General features: G+C 55.8%; 17 protein-coding genes. 6 read left to right on the forward strand and 11 right to left on the reverse strand.

The genetic code is table 11. From position 1 onward, the window contains the following. Positions 1-30: 30 nt before the first annotated feature. Positions 31-4,104 carry a PAS domain S-box protein gene (locus FHG12_RS15940; RefSeq protein WP_139516671.1) on the reverse strand — a complete coding sequence of 1,358 codons (4,074 nt, stop codon included), beginning with the start codon at positions 4,102-4,104 and terminating at the stop codon, positions 31-33. 144 nt (positions 4,105-4,248) lie between these two features. Between FHG12_RS15940 and FHG12_RS15945 the strand changes: the two genes are divergently transcribed. Together FHG12_RS15945 and miaA are read left to right on the forward strand one after the other, a co-directional pair. Beyond that, positions 4,249-5,376, forward strand: a complete 1,128-nt coding sequence (locus FHG12_RS15945; RefSeq protein WP_139516672.1) for a glycosyltransferase — start codon at positions 4,249-4,251, stop codon at positions 5,374-5,376. Next, positions 5,373-6,284, forward strand: coding sequence for a tRNA (adenosine(37)-N6)-dimethylallyltransferase MiaA (miaA, locus tag FHG12_RS15950; protein ID WP_230471151.1), 912 nt, complete (start codon positions 5,373-5,375; stop codon positions 6,282-6,284). Before FHG12_RS15945 ends, miaA begins: the two co-directional genes overlap by 4 nt. A gap of 127 nt (positions 6,285-6,411) precedes the next feature. Here miaA and pfkA read toward each other — a convergent pair whose 3' ends face one another. Next, positions 6,412-7,383, reverse strand: a complete 972-nt coding sequence (gene pfkA / locus FHG12_RS15955) for a 6-phosphofructokinase (protein ID WP_139517861.1) — start codon at positions 7,381-7,383, stop codon at positions 6,412-6,414. Positions 7,384-7,639: 256 nt separating this feature from the next. Between pfkA and FHG12_RS15960 the strand changes: the two genes are divergently transcribed. Continuing rightward, positions 7,640-8,083: a tellurite resistance TerB family protein gene (locus tag FHG12_RS15960; RefSeq protein ID WP_139516673.1), complete on the forward strand. Its 444-nt coding sequence runs from the start codon at positions 7,640-7,642 to the stop codon at positions 8,081-8,083. Between the two features lie 83 nt (positions 8,084-8,166). Here FHG12_RS15960 and FHG12_RS15965 read toward each other — a convergent pair whose 3' ends face one another. The 4 genes from FHG12_RS15965 to FHG12_RS15980 all read right to left on the reverse strand — a co-directional run bounded on the left by FHG12_RS15965 (position 8,167) and on the right by FHG12_RS15980 (position 11,041). After that, positions 8,167-9,366 (reverse strand): aspartate aminotransferase family protein, encoded by a 1,200-nt coding sequence (locus tag FHG12_RS15965; RefSeq protein ID WP_139516674.1) that lies wholly within the window; start codon positions 9,364-9,366, stop codon positions 8,167-8,169. Between the two features lie 133 nt (positions 9,367-9,499). Beyond that, on the reverse strand, positions 9,500-9,973 hold the full coding sequence (locus FHG12_RS15970) for a hypothetical protein (protein ID WP_139516675.1): 474 nt from the start codon (positions 9,971-9,973) through the stop codon (positions 9,500-9,502). A gap of 33 nt (positions 9,974-10,006) precedes the next feature. After that, the gene (locus FHG12_RS15975; protein WP_139516676.1) at positions 10,007-10,468 is read right to left on the reverse strand and encodes a hypothetical protein; all 462 of its coding nucleotides are present in this window, start codon (positions 10,466-10,468) and stop codon (positions 10,007-10,009) included. A gap of 30 nt (positions 10,469-10,498) precedes the next feature. Beyond that, positions 10,499-11,041 (reverse strand): RNA polymerase sigma factor, encoded by a 543-nt coding sequence (locus FHG12_RS15980; RefSeq protein WP_139516677.1) that lies wholly within the window; start codon positions 11,039-11,041, stop codon positions 10,499-10,501. Positions 11,042-11,205: 164 nt separating this feature from the next. Here FHG12_RS15980 and FHG12_RS15985 point away from each other — a divergent pair, with 164 nt between their 5' ends. Both FHG12_RS15985 and FHG12_RS15990 read left to right on the forward strand, forming a co-directional pair. Continuing rightward, positions 11,206-11,817, forward strand: coding sequence for a hypothetical protein (locus FHG12_RS15985; RefSeq protein WP_139516678.1), 612 nt, complete (start codon positions 11,206-11,208; stop codon positions 11,815-11,817). 117 nt (positions 11,818-11,934) lie between these two features. Then, positions 11,935-12,561, forward strand: a complete 627-nt coding sequence (locus FHG12_RS15990; protein WP_139516679.1) for a hypothetical protein — start codon at positions 11,935-11,937, stop codon at positions 12,559-12,561. Positions 12,562-12,596: 35 nt separating this feature from the next. Here FHG12_RS15990 and FHG12_RS15995 read toward each other — a convergent pair whose 3' ends face one another. Further along, positions 12,597-13,229, reverse strand: a complete 633-nt coding sequence (locus FHG12_RS15995; RefSeq protein WP_139516680.1) for a flavin reductase family protein — start codon at positions 13,227-13,229, stop codon at positions 12,597-12,599. An 87-nt stretch (positions 13,230-13,316) separates the two neighbouring features. Next, positions 13,317-14,057: a DUF481 domain-containing protein gene (locus FHG12_RS16000; RefSeq protein WP_139516681.1), complete on the reverse strand. Its 741-nt coding sequence runs from the start codon at positions 14,055-14,057 to the stop codon at positions 13,317-13,319. 141 nt (positions 14,058-14,198) lie between these two features. Here FHG12_RS16000 and FHG12_RS16005 point away from each other — a divergent pair, with 141 nt between their 5' ends. Continuing rightward, a complete protein-coding gene (locus FHG12_RS16005) occupies positions 14,199-14,837 on the forward strand; it encodes a zinc ribbon domain-containing protein (RefSeq protein ID WP_165699426.1) in 639 nt (212 codons plus the stop codon). A gap of 124 nt (positions 14,838-14,961) precedes the next feature. Here FHG12_RS16005 and FHG12_RS16010 read toward each other — a convergent pair whose 3' ends face one another. The 3 genes from FHG12_RS16010 to FHG12_RS16020 all read right to left on the reverse strand — a co-directional run bounded on the left by FHG12_RS16010 (position 14,962) and on the right by FHG12_RS16020 (position 17,700). Further along, on the reverse strand, positions 14,962-15,918 hold the full coding sequence (locus tag FHG12_RS16010) for a transketolase family protein (RefSeq protein WP_139516683.1): 957 nt from the start codon (positions 15,916-15,918) through the stop codon (positions 14,962-14,964). 82 nt (positions 15,919-16,000) lie between these two features. Then, positions 16,001-17,347, reverse strand: coding sequence for a vWA domain-containing protein (locus FHG12_RS16015; RefSeq protein ID WP_230471152.1), 1,347 nt, complete (start codon positions 17,345-17,347; stop codon positions 16,001-16,003). A gap of 62 nt (positions 17,348-17,409) precedes the next feature. Further along, positions 17,410-17,700, reverse strand: a complete 291-nt coding sequence (locus FHG12_RS16020) for a hypothetical protein (RefSeq protein ID WP_139516685.1) — start codon at positions 17,698-17,700, stop codon at positions 17,410-17,412. Positions 17,701-17,703 lie beyond the last annotated feature (3 nt).

The raw sequence follows: 17,703 nt of genomic DNA on the forward strand, positions 1-17,703 counted from the left end.
GGTATGGTAGTAAGATTAAGGAAAAGTAGTTCAATTGGCCCGCGTAACCGCGGGGTAAGCCGCGATAAATTGCGCAAATAAACGCAGCAGATCTTTAAAGTCCTGCTCGACGGTAGCGAATTGCCCCTTTTTGATGTCGTGCTCCAAGGATTTGGCACGCTCGCCCAACTCATTGATTCCCAACGTAAAGCCGGTGCCTTTGAGTTGGTGCAGGTGCGGCAGAATTTCGGCGTACTGCTGCTTGTCCATTAGCGCGGTCGCTTCTTCGAGTAGCTGACCGGCTTCGCGCTCAAAATCTGTGTAGAGCTCGGCCGCAAAGTCGATGCCGCCCAGCTGGCGCAGCTGCTCAACTACTTCCGGGTCGATGCAGATCGAATCCTGAGCGACTTCTTCGGGCTCGGCTTGCCCCAAGGCCGCGGAGGCTTTGTCCTGCGTAGCAGCCGGATTGGTCCAACGGCGTAGCACCGCATACAAGTCCTGCGTCTTGACGGGCTTCGACACGTAGTCGTCCATGCCTTCCTGCACAAAGCGTTCGGCATCTTCTTTCATTGAATACGCCGTCATGGCCACAACCGGCGGACACTGGTCGCCCAGGCGCTCCCGGATTTCGCGCATGGCCGTCACGCCGTCCATTTCCGGCATCTGAATGTCCATGAAAATCACGTCGTACTTCACCTTCGGCGTAGTCGCGCGGCTGATGGCTTCGAAGCCGTCGCCAGCTACATCGACGCGGCAGCCCAGCTTGTCGAGCAAGCGGATGGCTACCTTCTGGTTGATCGGGTTGTCGTCGACGAGCAGCACCCGCGGCGACGATTCGAAACGGACCACTTCCTGCGACCGATCGCGGGAAGCAAGGCGCTCCTGTACAATGGCATCCTCGTTGAGAGCAACGCGGCAACGTATTGTGAACCAGAAGGTTGATCCATCGCCGGGGTTGGAAATCATTCCAATATCACCGCCCAACAGTTCCGCTAGCTGCTTGCTGATCGCCAGACCCAGTCCTGTGCCGCCAAACGACTTGGTTGGGGTCGTGTCGAGCTGGGTGAAGTTGGTGAACAGCAGCTTTTCGTTTTCCAAGGAAATGCCAATGCCCGAGTCCTGCACCGCAAACCGCAACGTGTGTTCCTCTCCATCCGTCGAAACCGACGACACGATGATGCTCACCGTGCCTTGCGGCGTAAACTTGATGGCGTTGGAAGTCAGGTTGGACAGGATCTGGAGCAGGCGCGTTTCGTCGGTGATGATGAAGCGCGGCGTGTGCGGCGTAATGTGGTACGTAAAGCGCAGATTCTTCTGGTTGGCGCGGTTGGCAAACAACGAATGCAGCTTGTCGAGCGTGTAGTGCAGGTCGATGCCGCTTTCGTTGAGCACGAGCTTGCCCGCCTGAATCTTCGACAGGTCTAGGATATCGTTGAGAATGGCCAGCAGCGCGTCCGACGACTTGCGCAGCGTATCCACGTAGTCTTCCTGTTCTTCGGAAGCCACGGTTTGGTGCAGCAAATCGATCATGCCGATGATGCCGTTCATCGGCGTGCGCAACTCGTGGCTCATGTTGGCCAAGAACTGCGTCTTGGCATCTAAGGCGCGTTCGGCTTCGTCTTTGGCGTGGCGTAGCTCGTCCTCGATCTGTTTAAGATCGGTGATGTCGCGCGCAATGCCCTCAGTACCAGACATTTCTCCCGAAACGGCCCGCGCATTGATCAGGACGCTAACGGGGTGCCCGTCTTTGTGGCGAATGGCCGTTTCGAAGTTGCGCAAAGCACCACCGCCGCGCTTGACTTCCTCAAGCAAGCGATCACGGTCCAGCGGGTCGACGTAATAATCGATAATGCGTGTGCCCAGCACCTCCTCGGGCTTGTAGCCCAACACTTCCTCTACCGAAGGGCTCAGGATGGTGAGAAGGCCGTGGTCGTCGGTGCGGTAGTAGATGTCCTGGAATGATTCGAAAATCGCGCGGAACTTTTCTTCCTGCGAGGCCAGCTCCAACTGCGAGCTTTTCTTCTCGGTGATGTCGTGGGCAATGCCCGAAATCTCCTCGAACGAGCCGTCGTCGAGGTAAATCGGGTTGAGGTAGATTTCGCGCCACGTATCCAGCCCGCGCGAGTCGCGCAGCCGCACTTCGAAGCGTTGGGGTTGGCCCTGAAACGCTTTTTTGTAGCCCTCGATGAAGGAATGCCGGGCGTCGTCTTCCATCATGGCCAGGTCGGCCTGCCACAGATTGACGTTGAGGACCGGGTACACGCCGTTGCGGCGCAGGAAATACGCCGCGTAATTGCGGTTGAAGGAAGTCAGGCGCGAGTGCGTATCCACGGACCACATCAAGTGGGTTCCGCTTTCAAAAATGGCATTCAACCGCGCATTTTGCTTGTTGATCTGGACTTCGTTGCGCTTCCGCTCAATGGCCAGCGCCACTTGGTTGGAGATAAAGTGCAGAATCTCAATGTCGCCTGTCGCGTAAGCATCGGCTTTGTGGTAATCCTGTACGGCGATAACGCCGATGATGCGTTCGCCAATGCTCAGCGGCGAACACAGCATCACCTCCGGCATCAGGCCAAAGGCCGTGGTGGTGCCGTTGGCGATGAGTTCCTGAAGCTCGGCCTTGATCATAAACTGCGGGCGCCCGGTCCGGATGATGTACTCCGAGATGCCCGAAGAGAAGGGCCGCGAAGTGACGGTCTGCTCGCCCTGCGTGTTCTGGTCGACGAAGTACACGAACTGCAGCTGCGTGCGATCCTCGTCGCAGAGGGCGATGTAGAAGTTGTTGGTCTCGATAATCTTGCTCAGCTCCCGGTGAATGGCCCCGTACAACGAGTGCAAGTCCTTGGAGCTAATGGCCAGATTAGCAATGCTGTAGTACACCTTCTGCAGGCGCTCGGCCTTGATGCGGTCGGTGATGTCGTGCAGAATGGCGCGGGTGCTTACCGGCTCTTCGTCCTGCCACGAGCACGAAATGCTACCGATCAGGTGCACGGGTTTGCCCGTTTTGGTCAGAAACACCGTTTCCAGCTTGTTCACTTTTTCGCCCTTGTACAAGTTGCGCAGCTGATACAGCAGCTTGGCTTTGTAGTAGGGGTGCACCACGTTGTTGAGCGTGAGGTGGGGCAGGTCGGCGTCGGTGTACCCGAGCTTTTCCTTCCAAGCCTTGTTCACGAACAAAAAGCGGTTGTCAATGCTCAGGTTCTGAATCAGGTCGTGGGCATTGTCGAGGAAATCCTGGAGGCGGTTGCGGTTGTCGTTGAGGGCGCGCGCCGCAACATGGCGGTCGGTCAGGTCGCGGCCAATGGACCACAGCCCGCTAACATTGCCTTCGGCATCGTAGGCGAGCTCCGTGTTCCAGTGTACCATGCGGGTCTGGCCCCCCTTCGTCAGCAGGATGCGCTCGTAGTATTCCGACAGCTTTTTTTCGCTTACTGCTGAGGCAAATACTTTGCGGCGCAGCGCGCGCTCCGAAGGCGGCGTAAACAGGTCGTGGTAGTTGCGGCCAATGATTTCTTCGCGCTGGTACTCCGTAAAATCCAAGAAGAAATCATTGGCCTCCCGGATAATGCCGTTGTTGTCGCAGAAAATGTAAGCCAGATCCGCGCGGCTAAGCATGTCGCGCATCCGTTGCTGAATGGCGTTATGCGATATAACTACTTGACTATCAGATACTTGTGTTTTGGGCTGTTCTTCGGCTATTTCGGTGCGTAAGGTGAGCTGCACCCGTGTGCCGCCGGGCCACTGGACGCGGTGGAGCGTGGCCCACGCCTTGAGCGGCGTCCGGTCGGCGGAGTGGCGGCCCTGCCACCACCGCGCGTACGTGCGGCCGGTCTTGGCAGTGCTAAGGATGGCTTCGTGCAACGCCGTGGCCGAGCGCCAATAGTCGCCGGAGCCATTGGGGGCCGGTACGGCAAACGCCATCAGGTCTGATTTCAGCAATGCCGGCCGGGTGGTGCCCAGCCACTGCAAGGCCGTTTGGTTGCAATCCACCAGCGTGCCGTGCTCATCGTAGAGCAGCAGGGCGTCGTAAGCTTCGTCGAAGAGGGCACGATAAAAATCCTCGGGCCTCGTAGACGGAGAACTAGAAGCCGTTGGGGAAGCTGATGAAACAGGCGGAATAGGCATTAGAAGTAATGAGAGCGGCGGTGTAAGTCCAGAAACCGGTACTTACGGACGAAGCGCGGTTTTAACTTTCTAAATTTGTCAAAAATATCCAAAAAAACACGTTTTTCACCACCTGCTCTCTCGCCCAACGGAAGTATTCTGCTTATGCGCTCCCTGCTCTTTGCGGTAACTACCGATCTGAACTACGACCAACGTATGCAGCGCATTTGCAGTAGCTTAGCCCAGCAAGGCTACCGGGTGCTGCTGGTGGGGCGGGAGCGGCCTAAGTCGGAAAAGCTCACGGCCCAAAGGTACCGCCAACATCGGTTGCGTTGTTGGTTTAATAAAGGCAAGTTCTTTTACCTAGAGTTCAACCTTCGCCTTTTTTTTTATTTGCTGCGGCAGCGTGCCGACGCCTGGTGCGCCATCGACCTAGACACGGCCTTGCCCGTGTGGCTGCGGGCGCGGCTCGCCAAGCAACCCTTCGTCTACGATGCCCATGAGCTGTTTACCGAAGTGCCGGAAGTAGTGGCGCGTCCGACAGTACAACGAGTGTGGCGCGCCGTAGAACGGTTTGTGGTGCCCCGCACCGCGTTGGCCTACACCGTGGGGCCGGCGCTGGCTGAGGTATTCAGGCAGCGTTACGGGCGGGCATTTGCCGTGGTGCGCAACATCAGCCGGCTCGCGCCCGGCAACCTGCCGCCCGCGCCGGATGCTGCTCCGCCCCAGGGCTATATTCTTTACCAAGGCGCCCTGAATGTCGGGCGCGGGCTTGAAGTGTTGTTGGATGCTATGTCGCTGGTAGACAATAAGTTGCTGATATGTGGCGAAGGCGATCTGTCGGAGGTCTTGCGAGCGCGAGCGGCGGCGCTGGGGCTACTAGCTTCCGGCAAGGTAGAGTTTCGGGGGTACGTGCTGCCTGCGGCCTTGCAGGAAATAACGCGACAGGCGACGGTGGGCATTATGCTGCTCGAAAACACTGGCCTGAGCTATTACTACTCGCTGGCCAATAAGTTTTTCGATTACTTGCACGCCGGTATTCCGCAGGTCATTGTCGATTTTCCGGAGTACAGCCTTCTAAATCAGGAGTTTGACGTGGCCGAAGTAGTCAGCCTGACGCCCCAAGCCGTTGCGGCTGCCCTCAACCGCCTGCTCCGCGACGAGCCGGCGCGCTATCACCAACTGGCTGAAAACTGCCGCCGCGCCCGCCAAGAATTGAACTGGCAACGCGAGGAGCAGGTCTTGCTGGCACTGTATGAGTCGTTGTGGGCTCCCCAACCAATTTCCGCATGAGTATAATGACCGCATCCGAGCACCAGCCTACTTTGCTGGTCGTGGCCGGGCCTACGGCCGTGGGCAAAACCGCGCTGTGCGTGCGTTTGGCCCATCATTTCCAAACAGAAGTCGTTTCTGCCGATTCGCGGCAGTTCTTTTGCGAGCTGAGCATTGGCACCGCCAAACCGACGGCCGCCGAAATGGAAGGCGTGCCGCACCATTTCATTGACTCACATAGCATTACGGAAGAATACAATGCCGGCCGTTTCGAAACGGACTGTTTGCAGCTGTTGCAGGAATTGTTTCAACGGCACGAAGTGGTCATTCTGACGGGCGGCTCGGGACTGTACCTGCAAGCCGTCACCGAAGGCTTCGACGAGCTGCCCGCTGCCAATCCCGCAATCCGGGCGGCTTTGCACCAAGAGCTAGCCGAAAAAGGACTGGAAGCTATGCTTGTAGAACTATCTGATAATGATATAGTTACCTATAATCGAATTGACCGCCAGAATCACCAGCGCGTGTTGCGGGCTTTGGAAGTAATTCGAAGTACGGGGCAGCCGTTTTCGAGCTTTCACACCGAAACCAAGAGCGGCCCGCGGCCGTTTCGCATCGTGAAAGTGGCCCTCACGCGGGATCGGGAAGAACTCTACCACCGCATCGGTACGCGCGTTGACCAGATGCTGGAAGCTGGTTTGCTGCAAGAAGTGGAATCATTACTGCCGTATCGTGCCCACAACGCGCTGCATACGGTCGGCTACCAGGAAATCTTCGAATACTTGGATGGGCTGCACGACTGGCCCGAAACCGTGCGGCTGCTCAAGCGCAACACCCGCCGCTACGCCAAGCGCCAGCTAACGTGGTTTCGCCGCGATCCGGCCTACCAGTGGCTGCACCCCGACGAGGCATTTGCGGCGCTTACAGAGTAAGCGTGCGTTGGATAAGTAGTTGATTGTTAAGAAATTAAATCTAGATTTTGCAGGCCGGCTGAGAAGCCGGAAAGCCAATCGCGTTGCTGCGGTTGGCTTTCCTAAATACTCTTTGGGCTACGCAATATTACACCGACAGAATCTCCACCATGCGCATAAAGCTCTGGTTTAGCAGCTTTTTCTTGTGGATGGTGTCGGAGAAGGGCGTGTACACCAGCTTGCGGTCCACGATGCCGGCCATCACGTTGCGCATGCCGTTCATGAGACCCTCTACGGCCGCAATGCCGATCTGAGATCCCAATAGGCGGTCGGAGGCAGTAGGGGAGCCGCCGCGCTGGATGTGGCCGATGATGGTCGTGCGGGTGTCGAGCTCCGGAATGGCTTCCTTCACGCGCTGCGCCACTTTATGCACGTTGCCTTCTTCCTCGCCCTCGGCTACGATGACGATAAACGAGGTTTTGGAGCGTTTCCAGCCGTTCTGAAGCGTTTCGATCACGGCCTCCGTCGACATTTGGGTTTCCGGCACCATCACAATCTCGGCGCCGCCGCCAATGGCACACGGAATGGCAATGTAGCCCGAGTCGCGGCCCATCACTTCAATAAAGAAGCAGCGGTCGTGCGAGTCGGCCGTATCCCGGATTTTATCAATGGCTTCCAGCGCCGTATTCACGGCCGTATCGTAGCCAATGGTGTAGTCGGTGCCAAACAGGTCGTTGTCGATGGTGCCGGGCGCGCCCACCGTCGGGATGCCAAATTCCTGCTCAAACAGCATGGCTCCCGTGAAGGTGCCGTTGCCGCCGATGGCCACCAGTCCATCAATGCCGTTGTTGACGAGCTGGTCGAAGGCCTGCTGACGGCCTTCTTTGGTCATGAACTTTTGGCTGCGGGCCGATTTGAGAATGGTGCCGCCTTTCTGCACCGTATTGGATACGGCTGCCGAGTCGAGCTTCACAAATTCGCCCTTGATCATGCCGCTATAGCCGCGCATGATGCCGTATACTTCAATGCCGTGATACACAGCCGTCCGCACGACGGCTCGAATGCAGGCGTTCATACCGGGCGAGTCGCCGCCGCTGGTGAAAACTGCAATGCGTTTCATCATAATCTTGGTAAGCAAATGCTGCCCGAATTGGGCGGCGCAAAGGTGGCAAATCCGTTTTGAAAGTAAAGCCTCTGCCCACGATAAAGGCAAAATACGGGAAACGCAACGGCTATTTTTTTGCGAATTGCGTATGCGGAGCTATAGGATCAAATCTGCGTTTCGGCTAACTTACCCACCCTGCTGCGCTCATTTTGCCCTTTCGGGCAGGAATCCCACCCCGTAGTCCATTCCGCTTACTTAAGCAACGCCCCGTATGTTTGGTTTTTTTGAAAATGAGCAGACCAAAAAAGTCAAAAGCCATCTGATGAACTTGGCGGCACTTGCCAAGGCCGACGGCCACATCGATGAACGTGAAATGAGCTTCATTGTGGCGGTAGGTAAGAAAAATGGCATGCGAGCCGATGAGGTACGGAGCATCGTGGCGAACACGGGCGGGACGAAAATGCTGATTCCCGAGAACGATTCCGAGCGCTTCGATCAGATCTTTGACTTGGTAGACATGATGCTGGCCGACGGTGTCGTGGACGACCACGAGATGGATTTTTGCATCAACATGGCCGAAAAACTGGGCTTTCGCAAAGCCATTGTGGGTGTGCTGGTGCGCAAAATTTCAATGGGCGTGAAAGACGGCCTGCCCCGCGAACAGATCAAGGAGGACTCACAGGCTTTCCTGAACTACAACGATAGCCACTTATAGGCGCAGTCTATTAACTGCTTGATAAGCAAATACTTATAAAGCCATCTCATTCGATGCCATGAAAGGTATTGAACGAGATGGCTTTATTTTGCGCCCGTCACGTAGTCGATGGCGCGCAACAAGGCGGCGCACGCTTCGACGATTTCGACTTCGGTGATGATTAGGGGCGGAGCCAGGCGTAACGAATTGTCGCAGAACAAGAACCAGTCAGTCAGGATGCCTTCGTGCTCGAGGGCACGGTCGATAATGGGTTTGAGCACTTCAAACGAGTCGAACTCCACGGCCATCAATAAGCCGCAGCCGCGCACGTCCCGAATGGCCGGATGCTGCAACAACTGTCGAAACAAAGCCGCTTTTTCCGCCACGCCCGCCAGCAAGTTTTCTTCCTGAATGGTGCGCAACGTGGCCAAAGACGCCGCGCACGACACCGGATGGCCCCCAAACGTGGTGCAGTGCCCCAGAATCGGGTTGGTCTTGAAGCCGGCCATAATTTCCTGCGAAGAAATAAAAGCGCCGATGGGCATGCCGCCGCCCATTCCCTTGGCGCACAGCAAGATATCAGGCGCGATGCCGAACTGCTCGAAGGCCCAGAACGTGCCCGTGCGCCCAAAGCCACACTGGATTTCGTCCAGAATCAGCAGGGTGCCGGTTTCGTTGCAGCGTTGGCGTACCGCCTGGAGGTAGTTGTGGAGCGGCACGCGCACGCCCGCTTCGCCCTGCACCGTCTCGATGATGACGGCCGCCGTGCGCTCAGTAATGTGCTGAAGGTCAGAGAAGTCGTTGTATTCGATGTGGCGAACATCGGGTAGCAACGGCCGGTAGCTGTTCTTGAAGCCCTCGGAACCCGTTACCGACAGCGCGCCGTGCGTGGAGCCGTGGTACGCCCGGTGGCAGGAAATAAATTCGATGCGTCCTGTGTGGCGTTTGGCCAGCTTGAGGGCGCCTTCTACGGCTTCGGCGCCGGAATTGGTGAAGTACACCGCGTCGAGGTGCGCGGGCAGGGTTTGGTGTAGGGCATAAGCCAGTTCGGCGGGCGGAGCCTGCACGAGTTCGCCGTACACCATCAGGTGCAGGTATTTATCTAATTGATCCTTAATGGCTTGGATAACCCGCGGGTGACGATGCCCCACGTTGCTCACGCCAATGCCCGAGATCAAATCGAGGTAGCGCCGCCCGTCGAAACCGTACATGTACACGCCTTCCGCCCGCTCGATTTCCAACAACAGCGGAAAATCGGAGGTTTGGGCTTGGTGACGCAGAAAGAGTTGGCGAGGTGTAGGCATGGTAAGCAGGTAACAGATTGGGACCGACAAAGGTACGGCCGCGACTGCCAGGTTAGCGAACCCACATCACGCGAACGCCATCCAACAAAAAAGGCTGCCGAAGCAGCCTTTTTTATGATCATTTGGTTTGTAATCAGTTGGAGGCTTCGCCGGCCGGTCCGGGTGCACCCCGTCGCCCGTCGAGGCGGCGGAGCAGTACTTTGGTAAATTCGCGTTCGGCGGCATACAGCTTCCCGACCTGCTGCATCGACAGCACTTTCTGCACTTTGTTGAAGTAGTCTTTTTCCAGGTCTACTTCATTTTGGCGCAGGGCAAGACCCTGGGTGAGGTTGTCACGGATTTGCTTGTCGGAAAGGCCGTCGGTCGGGGTGGAGCGGAGCTGGCGCATGCGGCGGTTTAGGTCGCGGCGCTTGTCCGTAAACTCATTGTACACAGGCCAAAACCGTTGGGCCTGCTCCTGCGAAAGCGAAAGCTTGTCGGTGAGGTAGGCGATTTTGGCGTTTTCAAGCTGGTTAAGCCGTTCTTGCCGCGATTGCTGCGCATATACCTGCCCCGTAAGGGCCAGGCCCAGCAGCACTCCCAGCAACCGGCGAAGTAGAGTATTCATAAGACGTGCAATAAGTGTCTGATTAGCAAAATATTACAAATAATTGCTCTCGTCGAGTGGTTGCGCATCGAGGGCGGCCTGTACTTCGTCGGGGGAAGCACTGAGGTAGCCATCGGCGACGTCGCCGGCATTCAACGAGGTGAACTCGGCCAAGTCCGTCAGGCTTAAGCGGTCGTCGTTGGAAAGCAAATATTGCTCGACCTGAGCGCGGGGCACCGCAGCCAGAGAAGCATCGGGTGAGGTAGACGAAGTAGGCGGTTGGCTCACGAAGAACGTGACGGTAAACCCAATCAGCAGTACCAGCGAAGCCAGCGCCGTGCGCAGAGGCATCGGGAGCGTGGTTAGCCAGTCCCAGGCGCCTGCCGACCGCCGCGCGGGGCCGGGTTGCACGCGTTGCATCACCTGCATGGGCAGCCGATCAAAATACCCGTCTGGGGGCGGTGCCAGCGGCTGCGGCCGGCGAATGTGATCGTCCAGACGAAATTCCTGTTTCATAGTTCTTTGACCTCCTGCGAGGCACAAGGTTTAAGAATGTTGGGTAACGTACTGTTCTATTTTCTTGACGGCGTGATGGTAAGACGCTTTTAGCGCGCCCACCGAGGTGCCGGTAATTTCGGCCATTTGCTCGTACGGTATCTCGTCGTAGTAGCGCATATTGAAAACGAGGCGCTGCTTATCGGGAAGGCGCAAAATGGCTTTTTGCAGCTTTTGCTCTATCTCGTCGCCGGCCAGCGCGGGGTCGGCTTCTACTTTGGCCGCCAATTCAGTGGTGATGTCGTTGAGCGGCAGAAAGAATTTGCGCCGCTTCGACGACAGGAAATTCAGGCACTCGTTGGTAGCGATGCGGTAAATCCAGGTGTACAAAGAAGCATCCTGGCGGAAGTTGCCCAGGTGGTTCCACACTTTCACAAACACATCCTGGGTTAGGTCGTCGGCATCGTCGTGGTCGATCACCATTTTGCGCACGTGCCAGTACACCTTCTGCTGATACTTGCGCACCAGCTGGTTGAAGGCCACATTGCGGGCGGCAGGATCGGCGAACTTGACGAGGATTTCCTGGTCTTCCAAGCAGGAGATAGGGTTAGGGGCGGCGGGTAAGTACCGGGTTGGATGCGGGCGAGAGGGGAAGGTTTAATTAAGTAGTAGAATCATAGAGTAGTAAATTCTGATACTTTCAACGCAAAAACCGCGCATAACAGACATTATAGACCTATTGAGGAGGCCGATTTAGTATGAAAAAAGCGTTTGCTCACATTTTTGTCTTCTTGGTTAACTTCTACACACTTAGCCTTGTAGCCGGTATTGGTGCTGGATTATATGTGGGAACCAACGGACCTTTACCATACTGGATTGCTGTGCCTTTGCTGATCGGAGTAGCTGTGTTGTGTGGCACATACCAATGGCAAAGGCAGGTTTTTGCGTTTAGAAGCATAGGAGAGATTGTGGTTGGTAACTTCAACAAACAGAGCCTGTTGCATCAGCAAAAGCTTTTTTCCTTCTCGCGCATCCCTTTATTTCTACTAGTGCTAGTGACGGTTGTAATAAACGGCAACCTAGTTGATGGTGTGAGTGAAGGCAAGGCGCTCTCAACGGCGGCTGGCGTCTTCTGGCTCTCCTTTTTCTTTGTCGTGTATTATGCGATTAGTCAGTTTTTTACGAAGCCCAATATACTGCCGCTATCCTTGCTGGTATTGACTTTCCTGCTTTTCGGATCTGTAGCTTCCGCAGACGCCACTGACCAAGCTCACCAAGGCGTATTCATGCTTTACCAAGGTTTGGGGGGCGCTTGGCTGGTGTTAGGAGTACTATATATCTGGAGTGCCAAACGCCATGCGAAAACCTGATAACCTTGCTGCTATCTGACACTCAAGAAGATATTAGAATCTACCTGGTGTAATTAGGCACATTGCTAAGTATACCGATATTCGTGCATGCGTTTCAGCCGTTTCTTGCTTCCCTTTTTGCTCATCACTGTTCTGGCTTCCTGCACCGGCAGCCTGCAAGATGAGCGTTCGCAGCCCAACTCCAACGTAATGCCTGCGGAAACCAATCGCCCGCCGGTGGCTACCAAGCCCGTTGCACCGCCTACTGCCCTAGATACTACGAATTTCTCGCCCCAGTTTCTGCAAGAGTTGAAGCAGCTCATGGACCGCGAGAAGTATTCGGTGCGGGGCCAATGGCTGATTGTTGGGAACAACGATTCAGTGGCGTTTCCGGCGGAATTGCCTAAGCGCCAGTCGGTAGTGTACGCAGCCTCAGCCGGCGACCGTACCTACAAACTGACGGTTACGCGCCGCAATTTTACCACGCTGCGCTACGCCGCCGAGGTGACGGAGCGCGGTAAGCGCATTTCCTACACCACTGGCACGGCCGACCTAAAGCCCAGTTTCTATGTGGCGGCCGAAGTGCCCATCGATACCAAGACGCAAACGGCCTACGGCGCTTCCGAATACGTGAGCAGTGCTAAGTCGCTGTCGTTGCTCATTGGTACTGGCCCCGATGCCGATAAGGCCGAAGTGTATACCGCCAACGCCAAAGGTCAAACGCTGCCCGCCTGGCGCAACGCCCCAACCTTGCGCCGACAATAGGTTGTATTTTTAAAACACAAGTAATTGATTATAAATTACTTGTGTTTTGGTCCTTGGCCAACTCTAGCGTACTCAAACGCGGCGATTTTGCGCACCGCATGATAGGTGTCGAGGCCGGAAATGCAGACGTCCTCGACGCCGTTTAAGTCCAAGGAGCCATCTTCGGCGATTAGGTCTTCTGGCAGGTACAGCGACTGCACCGTACCGATCAGCAGGCTGGTGCCGTTGGCTTTGATGGGCACTTCTTCCAGCAGCTTCAGGCCCATTTTGATGCGGCTTTCCCGCACGTAGGGCGCACCGAATCCATCCAAAAACTCGGCCCCGAACCCGCAGGTATCGAACTCCGATTCTTCGCGCGAAAACTTGGCCGATGTGTAATGCGCCTCGCCCACGAAGCCGGCGTGCACATGGTTGATGGTGTAGCAGCCCGTGGCCAGAATGTTGTCGTAAGTGTGGCGCTCGACGGTGGTGGGGCGCAGGATGAAACCAATCAGGGCGGGGTTGGAGCCCATGTGCACCACCGAGCTGATAATGGCCAGATTCGTAGCGCCTTCCGCCGAAGCCGTCCCGACGAGGTTGGCCGGTTTGTAACCCGTCACGGAGTTGATTAGGTTAAGGCGAAAGACCTTTTCCATGCCCCGGATGTCTTCGTCGGTGATGCGCTTCATACAGCAGAGAGTTGGTGCGTGTTGGCCCAAACAACCCGCCACCGGGCCATAGGTTTCGGTTGGGTGGCGCAAAAGCTTATCGCGCGATCAGCGCGTCGTAGAGTAGGCGACGCCCACCGTGATGTTGGTGTTGTCGGGGAATTTGCCCTCGATCACACGGCTTTCGTGGGTGTAGTTGTAGCTGAAGTTGACCGAAAACTTGTGCGGCAGCTTGAGCGCCAATGTGGTAAGGTTGCTAAAGCGGTAGTCGCCAAAATCCACCACGGATGGCTGGTAGAACGTAACTGAGCTAAGCGTCAGAAAGGACTGAGAATAAGCCACTTTCAGGCGGGCCGAGTTGCGGGTGGTAAGGCGGGCGGTGCCGTTGAGAAAGTTGGTTTTCTCGCGTATGATGAGGTTGCTCACCGACACTTCCCTGCCCAGCGTATCGGAATAAAATGCCCAGCCCGGCCCCGCACCCAGCTGCACCCGGCTGGTGATGCCGCGCAGGTTGCTGCGCTCGAAGCCGCCAATAGCGTAGGCCCGAAATCGGCCTTTGTAGTAGTAAGGCGTGGCATTAAGCAGCAACTCCCGCTCTTTCAGCAACTGGTCCTGCTTGCCGTAAATAAAGCTGCCCGTTAGCGGCAATCCGTAGTGCTGACCGCGTGTAAACGTAACAGCCTGTGTAGTAGATAATAACGTGCGGCTTACGCCGCCCCGGCTGTATGCGCCCGTCAGCTGGCCGGTATACACGATAAGGGTAGTGTCGCGCTGTTGCTGGTTTTGGGCTTGTGCGGAAGAAGTGAGAAATACGGCTAAGAAGCAGGAGAGCAGAAGATAAAGGCGCATAGGCAATGAGGACAAAGGCCTCGAAGTGAATGCAAGTATAATGTCTGATTTCCTTCGAAAGGACCACCTGAGGCATATATAAATAGTGAGATATAGCTACTTTTAGCCATTCACTTCCTGTGCTATTCAGCTATGAGCAACATGATTCAGTTCGTCGCCAACCACGACGATTTATCCACTGACCGAGGGTTTCAGTTTAAGTTTTACTGCGACAAGTGTCATAACGGGCATATGTCGCAGTTCCAGCCGAATGCCATTGGCATCGCCGGGGAGCTGATGCGAGCTGCCGGCAGCTTCTTTGGTGGCAGCTTTTCCGATGCGGGGAGCGCCGCCTACCACGTGCAGCGTGCCGTTGGCGGAAAAGCGCACGATGCCGCGTTGGAAAAGGCGGTGCAGGAAGGCAAGCAGTACTTTAAGCAGTGTACCCGCTGCGGGCATTGGGTGTGTCCCGATGTGTGCTGGAACCACCAAGCGGGCCTGTGCGAATCCTGCGCCCCCGACGAGCACGAGGAGTTATCGGCTCAGCAGGCCCAGGCTACCAGTGAGCAAATCCACACCAAAACGCGCCAGCAAGATTATACCAAGGACTTGGATTTCCTGAGCCGGGGCGGGTTGGTGCAATGCAGCAACTGCCAGAGCAAGCTCAGCCCCGGTCAAAAATTCTGTCCGCAATGTGGGACGCCCAGTGCCACTCAGGCTAAAGACAAGTTCTGCGTCGATTGCGGCACTACTTTAAAGGCCGATCAGCGGTTTTGCGCCGAATGCGGCGCTAAGCAATAGATACTTATACACGACCGCCTTGGCGCTTATACTAACCTAACAGCCGCCGTGATGCTTAACAAAAAGAAGCCGCCCCGATTGCTTAGCAGAAATCGGAGCGGCTTCTTTTCATTAGTCTTACAGCCTACTTCCGGCGGCTCATTACCTTCTCTACGGCGGCCACAATCGCGGCTTCGTTGAGCTTGTATTTCTCCATCAATTGGTCGGGGGTGCCGGACTCGCCGAAGCTGTCGTTGACGCCTACCATTTCCAGCGGCAACGGCTCTTCACGGGCCAGTAGCTGCGCAATGCTGTCGCCGAGGCCGCCGTTGAACTGGTGTTCCTCGGCCGACACTACACACCGCGTTTTGCGCACCGATTGCAAAATGGCTTCGCTGTCTAAAGGCTTAATAGTGTGGATATTAATGATTTCGGCGTTGATGCCTTTTTCCGCCAGGATTTTACCGGCCAAGATGGCTTTCCACACTAGGTGGCCCGTCGCGAAAATGCTCACGTCGGTGCCTTCGTTCAGCAGTACGGCCTTGCCAATTTTGAACTCCTGATCGGCGGGTGTAAAGTTGGGCACTACTGGTCGGCCAAAACGCAGGTACACAGGGCCTTCGTGCTCGGCAATGGCGATGGTAGCGGCTTTGGTTTGGTTGAAGTCGCAGGGGTTGATGACGGTCATGTGCGGAAGCATTTTCATCATCCCGAGGTCTTCCAGAATCTGGTGCGTGGCACCGTCTTCGCCCAGCGTCACGCCGGCGTGCGAAGCGCAGATCTTTACGTTTTTGCCCGAATACGCAATGCTCTGCCGGATTTGGTCGTAGACGCGGCCGGTGCTGAAGTTGGCAAACGTGCCCGTAAACGGAATTTTGCCGCCAATGGTCATGCCCGCGGCGAGGCCCATCATGTTGGCTTCGGCAATGCCTACTTGGAAGAAACGCTCTGGAAAGTCGTTTTTGAAAGCATCCATTTTGAGCGAGCCAGTAAGGTCGGCGCAGAGCGCTACCACATTGGGGTTCTTCTTGCCTAATTCATGCAAGCCAGCACCAAAGCCCGAGCGGGTATCTTTTGATTCAGAGTAGGGGAATTCTTTCATGTAGGAAGGTTGGAAGAGAAGTAAGAAAAAGTAGAAGACCAAACTCCCTTTCTTGGTAAGGAAGGGAGTTTGACGTTCGGCGTCATTTCCCAAACAGGTTAACCGAAGTTGTCTGGCCGCTGCGGATGGTGAAGCTCCGCACATCGGTAAACTTGCTGCCCGTAGCCGTGGCCGTGCGGAACACAATTCGGTAGGGGCCGGGCTGCATCGGCAGGTTGATTTTGCTGCTGCCACCGTCGGGGAGGTTGTACACCCACGTTTGCGAATCGTCTTGATTGAGCTTATAAATGCTGCCGTAGCCTTTTAGATCGGTGATGATGTTGAGCGTGCCGGGTGCATCGTAAGTCACGGCCATTTCCTGGCCCTGCTTCACCGTAATGCGGCGCATGATGCGGGGCAGCGTGAGCAACTCCACTTCATAGTTACCGGCCAAAAGCTTCTGTTTGGCGCCAAACGACAGCGCCACCACCGTCGCCGGATTGCCCGCTTGCCGCACCACGGCGCGCATCGTGCCGTAGGGGTTAGGCGTCAGGTTTGGCGGTTGCAGCCACAGCGTACCTTGCGGCGTTTTGTAGCTGAACACGTTGGCTTTGCCCGGCCGAATCGCCAGGTTCTCCTGCCGTACTGATGGTACCGTGTTGATAATCAGATCGTAACTCTGCAAGGCGTCGATGTCAACTACATCCGGTGTGCCTTTGGCGTCGCGGAAATGGACGTAGTTGTATTCTGGCTGATCGGTCACGTTGTTGACGAAGGTCATGTTGACATTCGACTCCACTGGGCGTCCGCTTTCGTCGGTGAGGTTGATGCTGACCGTAGTTTTGGCCAGCGTTTGGGCTACTACATCGTTGAGGATGGTGCGGAAAGTTTTCACATCGGCCGCGTTGTAGTAGCGCCCCAGGCATTCGAGCTGCTTGCCAAACTCCCGTTCCGCCCCAATCCCGATCACAAACGGCTTCAAAAAAATGCGCTTGCGCTGCAACGCCAAGGAAGTAGCGCACGGGTCGCCTTTGCACGATTCGAGGCCGTCGGTGATGAGAATCAGGACGTTGCGGGCGGTTTTGTCAGTCGGGAAATCGTTAGCGGCCTGTTGCAGCGAGTACGTGATCGGCGTGTTGCCGCGCGGCTCAATCTGCCTCAGCTTGTCTTTTATTGCCTTGGCATTTTTGACCGAAAAAGGCACTTCCAAGCGCGAATCCTCGCAGTTGTTTTCTTCTTTCGGGTACAAATGGCCGTACACCCGCAGGCCCAGCTCCAGATTGGGATAGGCGTTGAGCGAGTCGGCCATTTTGACCAACAAGCCTTTGGCTACGTCCATCCGCGGCCGGCCTTCCCAAGGCGCTAACATGCTCCCTGAGGCATCCAGCAGAAACAGAATGCGCGTCACGCGGGGCTTTTCAGGCGGTGCGTTTTGAGCGCGTGCCGGCATTACTAGCCAGAGTGTGGCTAGTTGTACGCAGCACCATACCCAAAACCCACGTTTACTCATATCTATTCCACTTGAACTATTGTAGCGGTCGAGCTACCTGAAGCTTCCTGTTTTACAAAAATTCCTATTAAGCTAACAATAACCGCTACAGAGCCTAATAGCACAAGTAGTTTGGTTTTATATGACTTGTTAAGTGTAATATAAGCAAGGCCTAATGCAATAGCTGTTGCAGCTATCCCAGCACAGAGTCCTGGGATGATCCCCAAGGAGTCTTTTACAGCCATTGGTACAGAGACTATCCAAAGAGTCAATAAAACAGCTTTGTATGTCTGAGGCTCAAGAAGTTGCTTCATCCT

Origin of the sequence: Hymenobacter jejuensis (genome assembly GCF_006337165.1) — a bacterium.
GTDB lineage: Bacteria > Bacteroidota > Bacteroidia > Cytophagales > Hymenobacteraceae > Hymenobacter > Hymenobacter jejuensis.